Here is a 14,616-nt window from a genome sequence, read left to right as displayed (position 1 = left end):
ATCACGCCGCTGTTGCGCGATGCGCTGAGCGAATGGGACGGTCGCGCAGGCTTGATCGCCTTTAGCTTGCGCGCCACCCCCGCCGATTGGGCTGTTTACGCGCCGCGTGTGCTGAATAGCGATGATACCGCCGCCTACGAGATCCGCGATCAGGCCGAGGCCGAAATTCGCGCCGCGATCACTTTGCTGCAGCCCAAGTCCGCGCTGCCGGTCACCTGGATTGGCGGGTTGGGCAAGATGCTTGCGCTCTCGGATTGGCCAGCGCACGAAGCGTTGGGAACATCGCTCGACGGGGCTTTGGCGATGGCAATGGAGGGTCGAGCATGAGCCAACTTGTAATCGAAGCCGCGCGCGTGTTCGACGGGTTCGAGATGCTTGAGAATTGCGCAATTGTGCTGGAACAGGGTCGAATCACTGCGATCCTGCCGCTGGCCGAGGCCCCTTCGGGCGACACAATCGCGCTGCGTGATGGCGTGCTTGCCCCCGGTTTGGTGGACCTGCAAGTTAATGGCGGCGGTGGGGTGATGCTGGACGGGGATGCGACCCAAGACCGGCTTGCGACAATCTGCGCCGCCCATGCCGGGCTAGGCGCGACTGCGATTTTACCGACGCTGATCACCGACAGCTTTGCCGCGACGCAAACCGTTCTTGCGGCGGGCGTAACCGCCGTTGGGCGGGTGCCGGGCTTTGCCGGGCTGCATCTGGAGGGCCCCCATCTTGACCCCAAGCGCCCCGGTTGCCACCCGCCGGGCCTGATCCGGCCGATGGAGGAGGGCGATATCGAACTGCTGCTCGAGGCAAAAACCGGGCTACCCGCGCTGATCGTCACGCTCTCGCCCGCCTCCGCCACGCCCGAGCAGATCGCGCGGCTCTCGGATGGTGGGATCATCGTCAGTCTTGGTCATTCCGAGTGCAGTTTCGAGCAGGCCCAGACGGCAGTGCAGGCTGGCGCGCGCATGGTTACGCATCTGTTCAACGCGATGAGCCAGCTTGGCAGTCGCGCTCCCGGACTGGTCGGCGCGGCGCTTGCCTTGCCGGTGTCGGTGGGGCTGATTGCGGATGGTATCCACGTGCATCCCGAAACGATCCGCCTCGCGCTGGCGGCCAAACAGCAGGGCGATCTGTTTCTGGTGAGCGATGCGATGGCCTGTGCAGGCACTAATATGGCGGAATTCGACCTCGCAGGCCGCAAGATCCTGCGACAGAACGGGGCGCTTCGACTAAAGGATGGCACGCTGGCCGGGGCCGATTTGTCGTTGCCTCAAGCGATCCGCTACATGATCAAGACGGTGGGGATTTCGCCCGAGCGCGCCCTCGCCATGGCCAGCCGCATCCCGGCGCAAGCAATCGGCGCGCCGCTGGGCCGGATCGCGCCGGGCCTGCCCGCCGATCTGGTGCATTTCGATGAAAACTGGGTGCTCAGCCGCGTCTGGCAGGACGGTCAGGCGAAATCTGTCACCGCGTAGCCTTGGATATATAGCAACGCGCTTAGATCGCCGTGATTGATGCGAATGTCGCATTGCGCCGCGACCGAGGGCTTGGCGTGCAGCGCCACCCCGGACCCGGCCAGCCCCAGCATCCCAAGATCATTCGCGCCATCGCCCACGGCCATGACGTCTGCATGGGCAAGTCCCAGCCGGTCCGAAATCTCAAGCAAGGCCTGCACCTTCGCCTCCCGCCCCAAGATCGGGCGCGCGACGTCACCGCTCAGATACCCATCCGTAACCAGCAGCGTGTTCGCGCGGCTCTCATTGAAGCCCAAAGTCTTGGCGACATAGCCGGTGAAGGCCGTAAATCCGCCTGACACCAGCGCGCAATAGGCACCGTTTGCCTTCATCGTGCCCAGCAAATCATGCCCGCCCGGCATAAAGCTGATGCGTGTCGCGATCACCTCGTCGATCACGCTGTCGGGTAAACCGGCCAGCAGCCCGACGCGCTCGAGCAACGCCCCTTCGAAATCCAGCTCGCCATTCATCGCCCGCGCGGTGATCTCTTTGACCCGCGCGCCGACACCGGCCACATCGGCCAGCTCGTCGATGCATTCCTGCTGGATCATCGTGCTGTCCATATCGGCGAGCAACATCTTCTTGCGCCGCCCCGCGCTGGGCTGCACGACCAGATCAACGCCCAGCCCTTGAAGGCCCTCCCAAGCCTGCGCTGCATTGCGCGGCACCGTGTCGCAGGAGAACTCGGCCGCGACATTCGGGTTGAGCCAACGCGCCCCGCCGCCACCCCACGCCCCGCACAACGCATCCAGCGTGGCCTGATCCAGATTGGCCTGCGACGGGTCGGCGATCAGCGTGGCGGTGAACATGCGCGCTCCTGTGGGGAATGTCGTATCCGGGTCGTGATGCGGCGCATTAGACGAATTTTCCCTCTTGCGCCAGAGGGTCGCCAAGCGTATCTGCGGCGGCGGGACACCCTTCCCCAACGAAGGGCATATATCTGAGAGGATACCAGCAATGGCTATTCAAGCTCCGGCAGCGCGCCCGGCCAATCCGCGTTTTTCTTCGGGCCCCTGCACGAAGATCCCCGGCTTCTCCCTCGACATGCTATCCGACGCGCCCTTGGGCCGTTCGCACCGTGCCGCCATCGGCAAGGCCAAGCTGAAAGAGGCGATCGAAACCACCCGTGAAATTCTTGGCATCCCGGCTGATTACCGCATCGGCATCGTGCCTGCCTCTGACACTGGCGCTGTCGAAATGGCGATGTGGTCGCTGCTGGGTGAACGCAAGGCGACGATGTGCGCTTGGGAAAGCTTTGGAGCTGGCTGGGTGACCGACGTGGTCAAGCAGCTCAAGATCGACGCCGAGACCAAGACCGCCGAATATGGCGATATCGTCGATTTCTCGACCGTCGATTTCAACTCCGATGTCGTGTTCACTTGGAACGGCACCACCTCGGGCGTGCGAGTCCCGAATGGCGATGCGATCCCGGCGGATCGTGAAGGTCTGACGATCTGCGATGCCACCTCGGCGGCGTTCGCGATGGATCTGCCTTGGGACAAGCTCGATGTGACGACATTCTCCTGGCAGAAAGTGCTGGGTGGTGAGGGTGGCCACGGCGTTCTGGTCCTCTCGCCCCGCGCCGTTGCGCGTCTGGAAAGTTACAGCCCCGCTTGGCCGTTGCCGAAAATCTTCCGTATGACCAAGGGCGGCAAGCTGATCGAAGGTATCTTCGTTGGCGAGACCATCAACACGCCCTCGATGCTCTGTGTCGAAGACTACCTTGTGTCGCTGAAATGGGCGCAATCCATTGGCGGGCTCAAGGGCCTGGTGGATCGCGCCACGGCGAATGCGAAAACCGTCTGGGATTTCTGCGATGCGCGCGACTGGATTGCAAACCTCGCCAATGATCCCGCGACCGCCTCGACCACCAGCGTCTGCGTGAAGTTCACCGATGATCGCATCAAGGATGGCGCGGCATTCGCCAAGGCTGTCGCCAAGCGTCTGGAAAAAGAGGGTGTCGGTCTTGACCTTGGCGCCTATCGCGACGCGCCAGCAGGTCTGCGGATCTGGTGCGGCTCGACCGTCGAGCAGGCAGATGTTGCGGCCCTGCTGCCGTGGATCGAATACGCCTTTGAGGCCGAGATCGCAGCGCAAGCGTGATCCAAACCTGACAGATCGGCGGGCCGTGTTGGCCCGTCTTTCCCAGATTTCAGAAAATTCAAGGAACCCAGAAAATGGCTCCCAAAGTTCTCGTCTCCGATAGCCTCTCGGAAACCGCCGTCCAGATCTTCCGCGATCGCGGCATCGAGGTTGATTTCGAACCCAGCCTTGGCAAAGACAAGGAAAAACTGGCCGAGGTGATCGGCAAATATGACGGTCTGGCGATCCGCTCGGCCACCAAGGTCACCGCGAAGCTGCTCGAAAGCGCGACCAACCTGAAAGTCGTCGGCCGCGCCGGGATCGGCACCGATAACGTGGATAAAGAAGCGTCCAGCAAAAAGGGCGTGATCGTGATGAACACGCCGTTCGGCAACATGATCACCACCGCCGAACATGCCATTGCGCTGATGTTCGCCGTCGCGCGCCAGATCCCCGAGGCCGATGCCTCCACCCAAGCGGGCAAATGGGAAAAGTCGAAATTCATGGGGGTCGAGCTGACCGCCAAGACGCTGGGCGTGATTGGTGCTGGCAATATCGGCGGCATCGTGTGCGACCGGGCGCGCGGCCTCAAGATGAAGGTTGTGGCCTATGACCCCTTCCTGAGCGAAGAGAAAGCGTCGAACATGGGCGTTGAAAAGGTCGAGCTGGACGAGCTGCTGCGTCGTGCCGATTTCATTACGCTGCACGTGCCGCTGACCGATCAGACCCGCAATATCCTTGGCCGCGAAAACCTCGCCAAGACCAAGAAAGGCGTGCGCATCATCAACTGTGCGCGCGGCGGTCTGGTCGATGAGAACGCGCTGGCCGAGCTGATCAAATCGGGCCATGTCGCGGGCGCGGCCTTTGATGTGTTTGCCGAAGAACCCGCCACCGAGAACCCGCTGTTTGGCCTGCCCAACGTGGTCTGCACGCCCCACCTTGGCGCCTCGACCACCGAGGCACAGGAAAACGTGGCCCTGCAAGTGGCCGAGCAGATGTCGAACTACCTGCTCGATGGAGCCGTGGAAAACGCGCTCAACATGCCCTCGATGACCGCCGAAGAGGCCAAAACGATGGGCCCGTGGGTCAAGCTGGCCGAGCATCTGGGCGGCTTTATCGGTCAGATGACCGAAGACGCGATCAAAGCAATCAACGTCACCTATGATGGCATCGCCTCTGAAATGAACCTCAAGGCGCTGGATTGTGCTGTCGTTGCGGGCATCCTGAAGGCCAGCCAACCCGATGTGAACATGGTTTCTGCGCCGGTCATCGCAAAAGAGCGTGGCATCCAGATCTCAACCACGTCGCAAGATCAAAGCGGCGCGTTTGATGGCTATATCAAGGTCACCGTGGTTAGCGAAAGCAAGGAACGCTCGATTGCGGGCACCGTGTTCAGCGATGGCAAGCCGCGCTTTATCCAGATCAAGGGCATCAATATCGACGCCGAAGTGGGCAATCACATGCTCTATACCACCAATAACGACGTGCCCGGCATCATCGGCAAGCTCGGCACGCTGCTGGGCGAGCACAACGTGAACCTCGCGAACTTTACGCTCGGCCGCTCCAAACAGGGCGGTGAGGCGATCGCAATCGCTTATGTGGATGACGCGGTCCCGGCCAGTGTGGTCGAGGCGATGAAAGCCACGGGCAACTTCAAACAGGTCAAGCCGCTGGAATTTAACGTCGGTTGATCTAGTTGAAGGCAACGATCATGGCCCCTCGCACCTGCGGGGGGCCTATCGCATGACGGGGGTAAAATGCGCAGCTACGCAATCGGTGACATTCACGGCCATCTCGACAAGTTGAAGGCGGCGCATGCGTTGATCGCTGCCGATCGCGCAGCCTGTGGCGATACAGAGGCGCCAATCGTTCATGTCGGTGATCTGGTTGATCGCGGGCCGAACTCGGCTGGCGTGATCGACTATTTGATGACGGGGCAGGCGCAGGGCGAAAACTGGGTCGTGCTGCGGGGCAATCACGACCGAATGTTTTTGGGATTTCTCGACCATCCCTATATCGAAGATCCGATCCTGAGCAGTCATGTCACCTATCTCAACCCGCGCGTGGGCGGGGAGGCGACGTTGCAAAGCTACGGTATCGCTGACGCGTTCTCCCGCCCCAAGGCAGAGATCACCCCGCTGCTTGGTGCGGTCCCGCAAGCGCATCGCTCATGGCTGGCCGGTCAGCCCGCCTATTTCTTGCGTGGCGAGGCGCTGTTCGTGCATGCAGGCGTTCGTCCCGGCGTCGATCTGCATGATCAGGTCGAAGATGACCTACTCTGGATTCGCGAGCCCTTCCTGTCTGATACCCGCGATCATGGCGCGCTGATCGTGCATGGTCACACCAATATCGAGGCGGCCACCCATTACGGCAACCGCCTCAATCTCGATAGCGGCGCAGGCTATGGCCACCCGATTTCAACAGCCGTGATTGAGGGGCGCGACGCGTGGCTATTGTCGGCTGAGGGCCGCGTGCCGTTGACCCCTCAGCGCGGCTCGAAATAATCCAGCGGGATCTTGAGATAGCTGCGCCCGTCGTTTTCTGTCTCGGGTTTGCGCCCGCCACGAATGTTGATCTGCAACGCCGCTAGCATCAGCTTGGGCAGCGGCAGGGTCGCATCGCGCGCCTCACGCGTGGCGATGAAATCGGCGCGGCTGATCCCGTCCTTCACATGCTTGTTGTCGCGGCGATGCTCGGCCACCGTCGCCATGCAGCGCGGCGCGTCCCCCTCGCCGGGATAGTCATGTCCAATGAACAGCCGCGTCTCGCTGGGCAGGTCCAGAATGGCGCGCACCGAGTCCCACAGTTCTGCCGCCGATCCGCCGGGGAAATCGGCACGGCTCGTCCCGCTTTCGGGCATCATCAGCGTGTCATGCACAAAGGCGGCATCGCCCACGATATAGGTGATTGAGGCCAGCGTGTGCCCCGTCGACAGCATCACCCGCACATCAAGATTGCCGATCTTGAAACTCTCGCCATCGGCAAACAGGCGGTCCCATTGCCGTCCGTCCTGCGCCAGATCGGGGGTGTTGTAGATCCCGGCCCAAAGGCTTTGGACCTTGCGCACCCGCTCTCCGATACCGCGTTTCGCACCCAGTTGTTCGGCCAACCAGACCGCGGATGTAAAGTGATCGGCATGGGGATGCGTATCCAGCACCCATTCCACATCAATCCCGGTCTCGCGAATATAGCTTAGGATCGCCTTGGCATTGCCCAGACCCGTCGCGCCCGCCTGCGGATCATAATCCCAGACCGGATCGACCACGGCCCCTTTCATCGTATCGGGGTCGTGAAACACGTATTGCCAGCTTCCGGTGGGTTTGTCCCAAAACCCTTTGACGATCGGATGCGCGGTCATGGCTGTCTCCTGAATTCATATTCGTTACTTGGAATGTGTTTGTTCGATGAAAGATTTCAACCCCCCGCGATCTGCGCCGTAACGTGCCGTCATTTGCGCCTCCCCCCTCTGGCCGGATGCGCGCGCAGGGCCTACCGTGACGCCAACCCAAACACATGAGGTCCCCATGACAAGCATCGTCATCCTTTCCGCCACCCGCACGCCGATTGGCACCTTCGGCGGATCGCTCTCGGGCTTTTCGCCCATTGATCTTGCAACCATCGTCTCGAAAGAGGCCATCGCGCGCGCGGGCATTGCTCCCGAGAAGATCGGGCAAGCCGTGTTCGGTCATATCATCAACACCGAGCCGAGCGACATGTATGTCAGCCGCGTCGCCGCCGTGAACGCGGGCGTTCCGGTTGGCACCCCGGCGATGAACGTCAACCGCTTGTGCGGATCGGGCGTGCAGGCGGTCATCTCGGCGGCGCAGATGCTGATGCTGGGCGATGCCGAATTCGCGCTGGTAGGCGGCTCGGAAGTCATGAGCAGATCGCCCTATATCCTGCCCGCCGCCCGGTTCGGTCAGAAGATGGGTGATGCGAAAGTGGTCGACATGATGACCGGCGCGCTGTCTTGCCCCTTTGGCACTGGTCATATGGGCGTGACAGCGGAAAACGTGGCGTCTGAGTGCAACATCACCCGCGTCGAGCAAGACGCCTTTGCCATGCAAAGCCAAGAGCGCGCCGCCGCCGCCATCGCCGCAGGCCATTTCAAGGAAGAAATCACCCCCGTCGAGATCACCTCGCGCAAAGGCACGATTGTGTTTGATACCGACGAGCATCCGAAATCCACCAGCCTCGAAAAGCTGGCAGGTCTCAAGCCGGTGTTCCAGAAAGACGGCACCGTTACGGCGGGCAACGCCAGCGGCATCAATGACGCCGCCGCCGCCCTCGTGATAGCGCGCGAAGACGCAGCTGCCGCCGCTGGCCTGACTCCGCGCGCCAAGATCACCGGCTACGCCTTTGCCGGGGTGCGCCCCGAGGTGATGGGCCTTGGCCCGATCCCCGCCGTGCGCGCCTTGCTCGAAAAAACCGGGCTGAGCGCCGATGATTTCGACTGGATCGAAAGCAACGAAGCGTTCGCCTCGCAAGCTCTGGCGGTCTCTAAGGAGCTGGGCCTTGACCCCGCCAAGGTGAACCCCGATGGCGGTGCGATTGCGCTGGGTCACCCGGTTGGGGCGACAGGCGCGATCCTGATCGTCAAGGCGCTGCATGCGCTCGAACGCACCGGCGGCAAGCGCGCGCTGATCACCATGTGCATCGGCGGCGGGCAAGGCATCGCGCTGGCGATTGAGCGGGTCTGAGTGCCAGAAAATACGGGCAATTTTATCTGTATTTTCAAAGACCTGCCGCCGACCAGGCCGCATCGTGATTAATCGTTAATTCATCGCCCTGTGGCAACCTGCCCCCGAAGGATCGCTTTCGGGGGCAGGTGTCGCATTATGCAATCGTCTATCGCGGAAAAACTGGCGCAGGAACGCCGGGCCCGGCTTGCCGCTGAACGTTTGCTGGATCAGAAAAAAACCGAACTCTTCGCCGCCAATCAAAAACTGGCGATGCATGCGCGTATGTTGACTGAGCAAATTGTCGAACAACGTCAGGGCCTTGTGCGCGCTATGCACGAAACAGAATCGCTCAAGGGTGAAAACACCCGCGTGAAGACAGACCTCGAACGCGCCAACTCGATGGCGATGATCGCGCAACGCAGGCTTTGGGACGCGGTCGAAACGATCACGCAGGCCTTCGCGGTCTATGACGGTGACTTGCGGCTGGTCGCGGCAAACCGGGCCTATCTGACTTTCTTCGAGGGCCATGTCGCGATCGGACCAGGCACCTCTTATGATGATGTGCTGCGTCTGGTGGCCGAACGCGGTCTGTTCAATCTGGCTGGGCGCGACCCGCAAGACTGGTATTTTGAAATGAGCGCGCGCATCCGCAGCCGCGATATCAGCCCGGTCGATATGCAGTCCCATGACGGGCGCTGGTATCGGCTCAACAATCGTTGGGGCATGCAGGGCGATTTGGTGACCTACGCGCAAGATATCACTGACTCGATCGCGCGCGAGGATGAGTTGCGCGAAGCCCGCGATAAGGCCGAGGCCGCCAATCGCGCCAAATCGGCATTCCTCGCGAATATGAGCCATGAAATCCGCACCCCGATGAACGGCGTCGTGGGGATGGCCGATCTGCTTGCAGAAACCGACCTGACCGAAGAACAAAGGCTTTTTGCGGATACGATCCGCTCGTCGGGTGAGGCGCTTTTGACGATCATCAATGACGTGCTCGACTACTCCAAGATCGAGGCCGAGCGGATGAAACTTTATCCCGAGCCCTTCGATCTGGAACGCTGCCTGCATGAAATCATGGTGCTGTTGCAGCCCTCCGCCAAAGATCGCGACGTCAAGCTGCTGGTCGATTACGACCTGTTCCTGCCCACCCGATTTGAGGCCGATCCGGGCCGCATGCGCCAGATCATGACCAATCTTTTGGGCAATGCCGTCAAGTTCACCCAACGCGGGCATGTGCTGGCCCGCGTTGTCGGCTTTGAACGCGAAGAAAGCCAATATGAATTGCACATCACGATCGAAGACACCGGCATTGGCATCGCGCCCGAACTGCTTGAACACGTCTTTGGCGAATTCAATCAGGTCGAGGCCGATTCAAACCGCAAGTTTGAGGGCACGGGACTTGGCCTTGCGATTACAAGTCAGCTTGTGGCGCTGATGGGGGGCGAGGTGTGGGTCGATAGCGCGCTGGGCGAGGGGTCGTGTTTTGGCTTCAAACTCACATTGCCACGCAGCGAACCCGCCACACCAATCGACACACCCACGCCGCCAATCACACTGAGTGCAGCCTTGGTTGTCGATGATCTCTTGGTGAACCGCGTCATTCTGGAGCGTCAGCTACAGACCTACGGCCTTGAGGTCACGCTGTGCCGTTCGGGCGAAGAGGCGCTGCATGTGATCGAGCAGGGCGCGACATTCGACGTTGTTCTCAGTGATCATCACATGCCCGATCTGGATGGTGTGGCCTTCGTGCAAAAGCTGAAAGAGGCGGGCGTATCGGTGCCGATCTTGCTGCTTAGCTCCGATCCCGATGCAGTGCTGACCGCGCAAAGCGACGATCTGGCCGGGTATTTGCAAAAGCCGGTTCTGCGCTCTGAGCTGTTTCGAGCCTTGCAAGATCTCTCACATCCGCCCCCGGCGCGCGTGCCGGCTGCACCGCCCGCGGGGCCGAGTGCCCCAGCGGAGTTGCGCCAGATGCGCGTGCTCGCCGCCGAGGACAACCGCACAAACCAGCTTGTTTTTCGCAAGATGGTCAAGGATTTCGATATCGACCTGCGCTTTGCCAATAACGGGCGCGAAGCGGTCAAGATGTGGCAAGACTTTGCTCCCGATCTGATCTTCATGGATATTTCGATGCCCGAAATGGACGGGCGCGAAGCCGCACGCGAAATCCGCAAACGTGAAGCGCCCGGCACGCATGTCCCGATCTGTGCGCTGACGGCGCATGCGATGGATGGCGATAGCGAGTCGATTTTGGCCGCCGGGATCGACTATTACCTGACCAAGCCCTTGAAAAAAATCGCAATTGCTGAACGTATCAGTTCCGAATGCCCCGATGTCGCGCGCCCGGCTATCCCGGGGTGATCTGCGCTTAGCGAAACTCGGCCAGCACCTCAAGAAAGGCATCGCCAAAGCGTTCCAGCTTGGCTTCGGGCAGCCGTGTCAGCCGCGCCAGATCGTCCTGCGTTTGGGGTTTGGCTTCGGCGATCTTGCGCAGCAGCGATGTAGAACACGAAAGCGGGCGCGCCAACCCATCGGTGCCCCGCTCCAGATCGCGTTGTACCTGTGCCAGCCGGTCGAAAATCTCTCCGGCCGGGCTGCCCGCCAGCTTGCGCCGAGTGGGATGCATTTCTTGCACCGCTCCGGCGATCACCGCCAGAAACTCTGTGCCATAGCTCTCCAGTTTTTTCGCGCCAACGCCGCTGATCCGCGCCATCTCATCCAGCGTCGCGGGCCGCGTTTCGGCCATTTCGATCAGGCTGCGGTCGTTGAAAATGATATAGGCCGGCATGCCCGCCGCCTCGGCCAAAGCACGCCGTTTCGCCTTGAGCGCGGAAAGCAGCGGCGCGTCCTCATCACTGACCAGCGCTTTGGCGACATTCGTGACTTTCGCTCGTGCCACAAGGTCACGCCGCAAGGTGATGCTTTCTTCGCCACGCAAGATCGGATGGGCGCGCCGCGTCATCACCAGCGCCCCGTGGCGCGCCGCATCGGGCCGCATCAGGTCATGGCCCATCATCTGGCGGAACACCGCCTGCCATTGCGGGCGGCTCAGGTCGCGCCCGATGCCAAAGGTGGGCAGCTTGTCATGGCCGCGCTGGGTGATCTTGTCCGTCGCGCTGCCTAGCAAAATCTCGATCAGATGGCCGGCGCCGAACCGTTCGTCGGTGCGAAGTGCCGCCGACAGCGCCTTGCGCACGGACTCGGTGCCATCAAACAGGTCGGGCGGGCTGTCACACAGATCGCAATTGCCGCAGGCGGCGGCATCTTCGCCGAAATAGCGCAGCAGTTTCGCGCGGCGGCATTCGGTGGCCTCTGCGAGACCCAACAGCGCATTCAGTCGCCCGTGATCGGCCTCTTTGCGCTCGGGCGGGGCCAGCCCTTCGTCGATCTGCGTGCGCCGCAGCTTGATGTCATCGGGGCCATAGAGGGTCAGCGTCTCGGCCGACGCACCATCGCGCCCCGCCCGGCCGATTTCCTGATAATAGGCTTCGATGGATTTCGGCAGATCGGCATGGGCGACCCAGCGGATATCGGGCTTGTCCACGCCCATCCCAAACGCGACGGTGGCGACGACAATCAACCCGTCTTCCTGCTGAAAGCGCACCTCGACATGGCGTCGCTCCTCGGCCTCCATCCCGCCGTGATAGTGACAGGCAGAATGCCCCGCCTCGCGCAGCGCCGCAGCCAGAGACTCGGTTTTCGCGCGGGTGCCGCAATAGACAATCCCGGATTGGCCCTTGCGCGCCCCGGCAAAGGTCAAGATTTGCTTGCGCGGCTGGTCCTTGGGCGAAAACGCCAGATGGATGTTGGGCCGATCAAAGCCGCGCAGAAACGTCTCGGGCGCTTGGCCGTCGAACAGGCGCGTCACGATCTCGGCGCGGGTTTCTTCATCGGCTGTGGCGGTAAACGCGGCCAGCGGCACGCCCAAGGACCGGCGCAATTCTCCGATCCGCAGATAGTCGGGGCGAAAATCATGGCCCCATTGGCTGACGCAATGCGCCTCGTCGACGGCGATCAGCGACACACCGGCACGGCGCAACATATTCTGCGCCCCGCCCGAGGCCAGCCGCTCGGGGGCCATATACAAAAGCTTCAGCCGCCCCTCATCGAGCGCGGCAAAGACTTCCTCGGTCTCTTCCTCGGTATTGCCAGAGGTCAGCGCGCCCGCCTCGACGCCGGCCTGTTTCATCGCGCGCACCTGATCGCGCATCAGCGCAATCAGTGGAGAAATCACCACCGTCACCCCATCACGCATCAGCGCAGGTAGCTGAAAACAAAGGGATTTACCGCCGCCCGTGGGCATGATCGCCAGCACGTTATGCCCCGCGATCACAGCACGCACGACCTCTTCCTGACCGGGGCGAAACGCATCAAACCCCCAGACCCGCGCCAGCAGCGCGGCTGGGTCGTTGCTCGGTCCCGGCTCAGACATTAATAGGCGTTGCCGTAAAAGAAGCCCGCATTGTTAAACAGCGCCTGACGCAGGATGATCAGCACGATAAAGGCCACCAGCGGTGCCAGATCAAGCCCGCCCGTACTGGGCAGGAACTGCCGGATCCGGCTATAGATCGGCTCAAGCAGATTGGTCAGACCGTACCAGATCTGGGCAACCAGGGGCTGGCGCAGGTTGAGCACCTGAAAATTGATCAGCCAACTCATGATGATATGGGCAATCATGATGTACCAGATCACATTCAGGATCAGGACGAGCGCTTGAAAAAGCGTGACCATCGAACACCTCCGCTTTGGGTCGCAAAGACAGGTAAGCGAGGGGCGCGTGCAATGCAACCATCACACCTGCGGCTTTTTCCGTAACGTCCCGCTTGACGACGATGCTGCGTCGCGGCACCGCTGGGGGCATGTATCCGATCATTCGCATGACCAAAGAGATCCTGAAGTTCCGCAATGCGCCTGCGCTGCCGATCACGGGCACTCATATCAGTCAGCATATCTGTTGGCCGTGGGATATCGACCTGTGGATGGAGCTCAATAACGGGCGCACGCTGACCTTGTATGATCTGGGGCGCATTCCGCTGGCGATGCGTACCGGGCTATGGCCTGCGCTGAAAAAGAACCGCTGGGGCATTGTCGTTGCGGGCAATACCACGCGCTATCGCCGCCGGGTGCAGGCGTTTCAGCGCTTTGAGATGCGCTCGCGGTGCATCGGCTGGGATGATCGCTGGATCTGGCTGGAACATGCGATGTTCACCAAGGGCGAATGTTCATCCCATGTGTTGATCCGTGGTGCTGTGACCTCGCGCAATGGCATGATCACGCCCGCACAGGTGATGGCCGAAATGGGCGTTGATGTGGTCAGCCCCGAATTGCCCGAATTCGTCACTGCTTGGGCCGAAGCCGATACCAAGCGTCCTTGGCCGCCAACTATTTAGCGCTTCCAAGCACTGTGACTTGCACCGGCACATCTTTTCGGGCTTGATCGCGCTAAAGGCAATTTACGCCTGCGGGGGACGACATGATTACAGCACGCAAACGCATTTGGGGCTGGTGGTTTTTTGACTGGGCCAGCCAACCCTATAACTCGCTGCTGATCACCTTTATTTTTGCGCCTTTCATGAAAGACCTGCTGGGCTCTGGCACCGGGGCTCAGACCGTCTGGGGCTATGGAGTCGGGCTTGCCGGGCTGGTGATTGCGATCTTCTCACCCTTTTTGGGCGCAATCGCGGATCGCTCGGGGCGGCGGATGCCGTTCATCTGGGTTTTCTCACTGATGTATGTGCTGGGCGCTTGGGGGCTTTGGTATGCGGTGCCGGGCAATTTCAGCCTGATGCTGATCATGCTGTCTTTTGCCATCGGTATGATTGGCATGGAATTCGCCACCACCTTCACCAATGCGATGCTGCCCGATTTGGGTCCGCGTGAGCAGATTGGCAGAATTTCCGGCTCGGGCTGGGCCTTTGGCTATGTTGGAGGGTTGATCACGCTGTTGATCATGCTGTTCTTGCTGCAAGCCAGCCCGACCACTGGCAAGACGATGCTGGGGATCGCACCGCTGTTCGGCCTTGACCCGGCCACGCGCGAAGATACCCGTGTTGTCGGGCCGCTGGTCGCGATCTCGTATGCCGTCTTCTGCTTGAAAAAAAAAAATTGAGTGCGAGAACCGCGCAAAGCCGATGCCATGCCCGTCGCCACGGCGTTGCACGCCGCATGGCCGGAATTGCGCGCCACCTTGCGCGCCCTGCCCAAGCCCCGCTCGCTCACCTCGTTCCTGGTTGCTTCGATTTTTTACCGTGCCTCGCTGACGGGCATGTTCACATTCGGCGGGGTCTATGCGGCGGGCGTGCGGGGCTGGTCGATCACGATGATCGGGAGTTTCGGCATTCTCG

Annotated in this window: 11 protein-coding genes and 2 pseudogenes; 9 read left to right on the top strand and 4 right to left on the bottom strand. The window is 61.2% G+C overall.

The genetic code is table 11. From position 1 onward, the window contains the following. Both QZ571_RS17200 and nagA read left to right on the top strand, forming a co-directional pair. Nucleotides 1-327 (top strand): annotated as a pseudogene (locus QZ571_RS17200) (ATPase); the annotation flags it as partial. Beyond that, entirely contained in the window at nt 324-1,466 is a 1,143-nt protein-coding gene (gene nagA / locus QZ571_RS17195) for an N-acetylglucosamine-6-phosphate deacetylase (RefSeq protein WP_295537262.1), read from the top strand. The pseudogene QZ571_RS17200 and the gene nagA, both read left to right, overlap by 4 nt. Here nagA and serB read toward each other — a convergent pair. Further along, nucleotides 1,442-2,314, bottom strand: coding sequence for a phosphoserine phosphatase SerB (gene serB / locus QZ571_RS17190; protein WP_295537260.1), 873 nt, complete (start codon nt 2,312-2,314; stop codon nt 1,442-1,444). The genes nagA and serB overlap by 25 nt on opposite strands. 148 nt (nt 2,315-2,462) lie before the next feature. On the opposite strand from serB, the gene QZ571_RS17185 reads away from it, so the two are divergent. From QZ571_RS17185 to QZ571_RS17175, 3 genes are all read left to right on the top strand, one after another. After that, nucleotides 2,463-3,608 carry a phosphoserine transaminase gene (locus QZ571_RS17185; RefSeq protein WP_295537258.1) on the top strand — a complete coding sequence of 382 codons (1,146 nt, stop codon included), beginning with the start codon at nt 2,463-2,465 and terminating at the stop codon, nt 3,606-3,608. A gap of 74 nt (nt 3,609-3,682) precedes the next feature. After that, nucleotides 3,683-5,278 (top strand): phosphoglycerate dehydrogenase, encoded by a 1,596-nt coding sequence (gene serA / locus QZ571_RS17180; RefSeq protein WP_295537257.1) that lies wholly within the window; start codon nt 3,683-3,685, stop codon nt 5,276-5,278. A gap of 66 nt (nt 5,279-5,344) precedes the next feature. Beyond that, on the top strand, nt 5,345-6,091 hold the full coding sequence (locus QZ571_RS17175) for a metallophosphoesterase family protein (protein ID WP_295537255.1): 747 nt from the start codon (nt 5,345-5,347) through the stop codon (nt 6,089-6,091). On the opposite strand, the gene QZ571_RS17170 is transcribed toward QZ571_RS17175, so the two are convergent. Beyond that, complete coding sequence (locus QZ571_RS17170) at nt 6,073-6,945, bottom strand: MBL fold metallo-hydrolase (protein WP_295537253.1); 873 nt, start codon at nt 6,943-6,945, stop codon at nt 6,073-6,075. The genes QZ571_RS17175 and QZ571_RS17170 overlap by 19 nt on opposite strands. Nucleotides 6,946-7,111: 166 nt before the next feature. Here QZ571_RS17170 and QZ571_RS17165 point away from each other — a divergent pair, with 166 nt between their 5' ends. Together QZ571_RS17165 and QZ571_RS17160 are read left to right on the top strand one after the other, a co-directional pair. After that, a complete protein-coding gene (locus tag QZ571_RS17165) occupies nt 7,112-8,287 on the top strand; it encodes an acetyl-CoA C-acyltransferase family protein (protein ID WP_295537252.1) in 1,176 nt (391 codons plus the stop codon). Between the two features lie 138 nt (nt 8,288-8,425). Beyond that, the gene (locus tag QZ571_RS17160; protein ID WP_295537250.1) at nt 8,426-10,633 is read left to right on the top strand and encodes a response regulator; all 2,208 of its coding nucleotides are present in this window, start codon (nt 8,426-8,428) and stop codon (nt 10,631-10,633) included. A 7-nt stretch (nt 10,634-10,640) separates the two neighbouring features. Here QZ571_RS17160 and recQ read toward each other — a convergent pair whose 3' ends face one another. Continuing rightward, on the bottom strand, nt 10,641-12,704 hold the full coding sequence (gene recQ / locus QZ571_RS17155) for a DNA helicase RecQ (protein WP_295537249.1): 2,064 nt from the start codon (nt 12,702-12,704) through the stop codon (nt 10,641-10,643). Then, nucleotides 12,704-13,003: a YggT family protein gene (locus tag QZ571_RS17150; RefSeq protein WP_295537248.1), complete on the bottom strand. Its 300-nt coding sequence runs from the start codon at nt 13,001-13,003 to the stop codon at nt 12,704-12,706. Before QZ571_RS17150 ends, recQ begins: the two co-directional genes overlap by 1 nt. Nucleotides 13,004-13,131: 128 nt before the next feature. Between QZ571_RS17150 and QZ571_RS17145 the strand changes: the two genes are divergently transcribed. Both QZ571_RS17145 and QZ571_RS17135 read left to right on the top strand, forming a co-directional pair. Further along, entirely contained in the window at nt 13,132-13,662 is a 531-nt protein-coding gene (locus QZ571_RS17145) for an acyl-CoA thioesterase (RefSeq protein WP_295537247.1), read from the top strand. Nucleotides 13,663-14,408: 746 nt separating this feature from the next. Next, nucleotides 14,409-14,616: pseudogene (locus tag QZ571_RS17135) on the top strand (MFS transporter); the annotation flags it as partial.

Origin of the sequence: uncultured Thioclava sp. (assembly GCF_913064665.1) — a bacterium.
Taxonomy (GTDB): domain Bacteria; phylum Pseudomonadota; class Alphaproteobacteria; order Rhodobacterales; family Rhodobacteraceae; genus Thioclava; species Thioclava arctica.
The sequence above is the reverse complement of the archived record's forward strand: the minus strand, read 5'-3'. Positions and strand labels throughout refer to the sequence as shown.

What these genes read in the sequence shown, in the direction of transcription:
- nagA (WP_295537262.1), top strand. Translation starts at nt 324, where the DNA reads ATGAGCCAACTTGTAATCGAAGCCGCGCGCGTGTTCGACGGGTTCGAG.
- serB (WP_295537260.1), bottom strand. Translation starts at nt 2,314, where the DNA reads ATGTTCACCGCCACGCTGATCGCCGACCCGTCGCAGGCCAATCTGGAT.
- QZ571_RS17185 (WP_295537258.1), top strand. Translation starts at nt 2,463, where the DNA reads ATGGCTATTCAAGCTCCGGCAGCGCGCCCGGCCAATCCGCGTTTTTCT.
- serA (WP_295537257.1), top strand. Translation starts at nt 3,683, where the DNA reads ATGGCTCCCAAAGTTCTCGTCTCCGATAGCCTCTCGGAAACCGCCGTC.
- QZ571_RS17175 (WP_295537255.1), top strand. Translation starts at nt 5,345, where the DNA reads ATGCGCAGCTACGCAATCGGTGACATTCACGGCCATCTCGACAAGTTG.
- QZ571_RS17170 (WP_295537253.1), bottom strand. Translation starts at nt 6,945, where the DNA reads ATGACCGCGCATCCGATCGTCAAAGGGTTTTGGGACAAACCCACCGGA.
- QZ571_RS17165 (WP_295537252.1), top strand. Translation starts at nt 7,112, where the DNA reads ATGACAAGCATCGTCATCCTTTCCGCCACCCGCACGCCGATTGGCACC.
- QZ571_RS17160 (WP_295537250.1), top strand. Translation starts at nt 8,426, where the DNA reads ATGCAATCGTCTATCGCGGAAAAACTGGCGCAGGAACGCCGGGCCCGG.
- recQ (WP_295537249.1), bottom strand. Translation starts at nt 12,704, where the DNA reads ATGTCTGAGCCGGGACCGAGCAACGACCCAGCCGCGCTGCTGGCGCGG.
- QZ571_RS17150 (WP_295537248.1), bottom strand. Translation starts at nt 13,003, where the DNA reads ATGGTCACGCTTTTTCAAGCGCTCGTCCTGATCCTGAATGTGATCTGG.
- QZ571_RS17145 (WP_295537247.1), top strand. Translation starts at nt 13,132, where the DNA reads ATGTATCCGATCATTCGCATGACCAAAGAGATCCTGAAGTTCCGCAAT.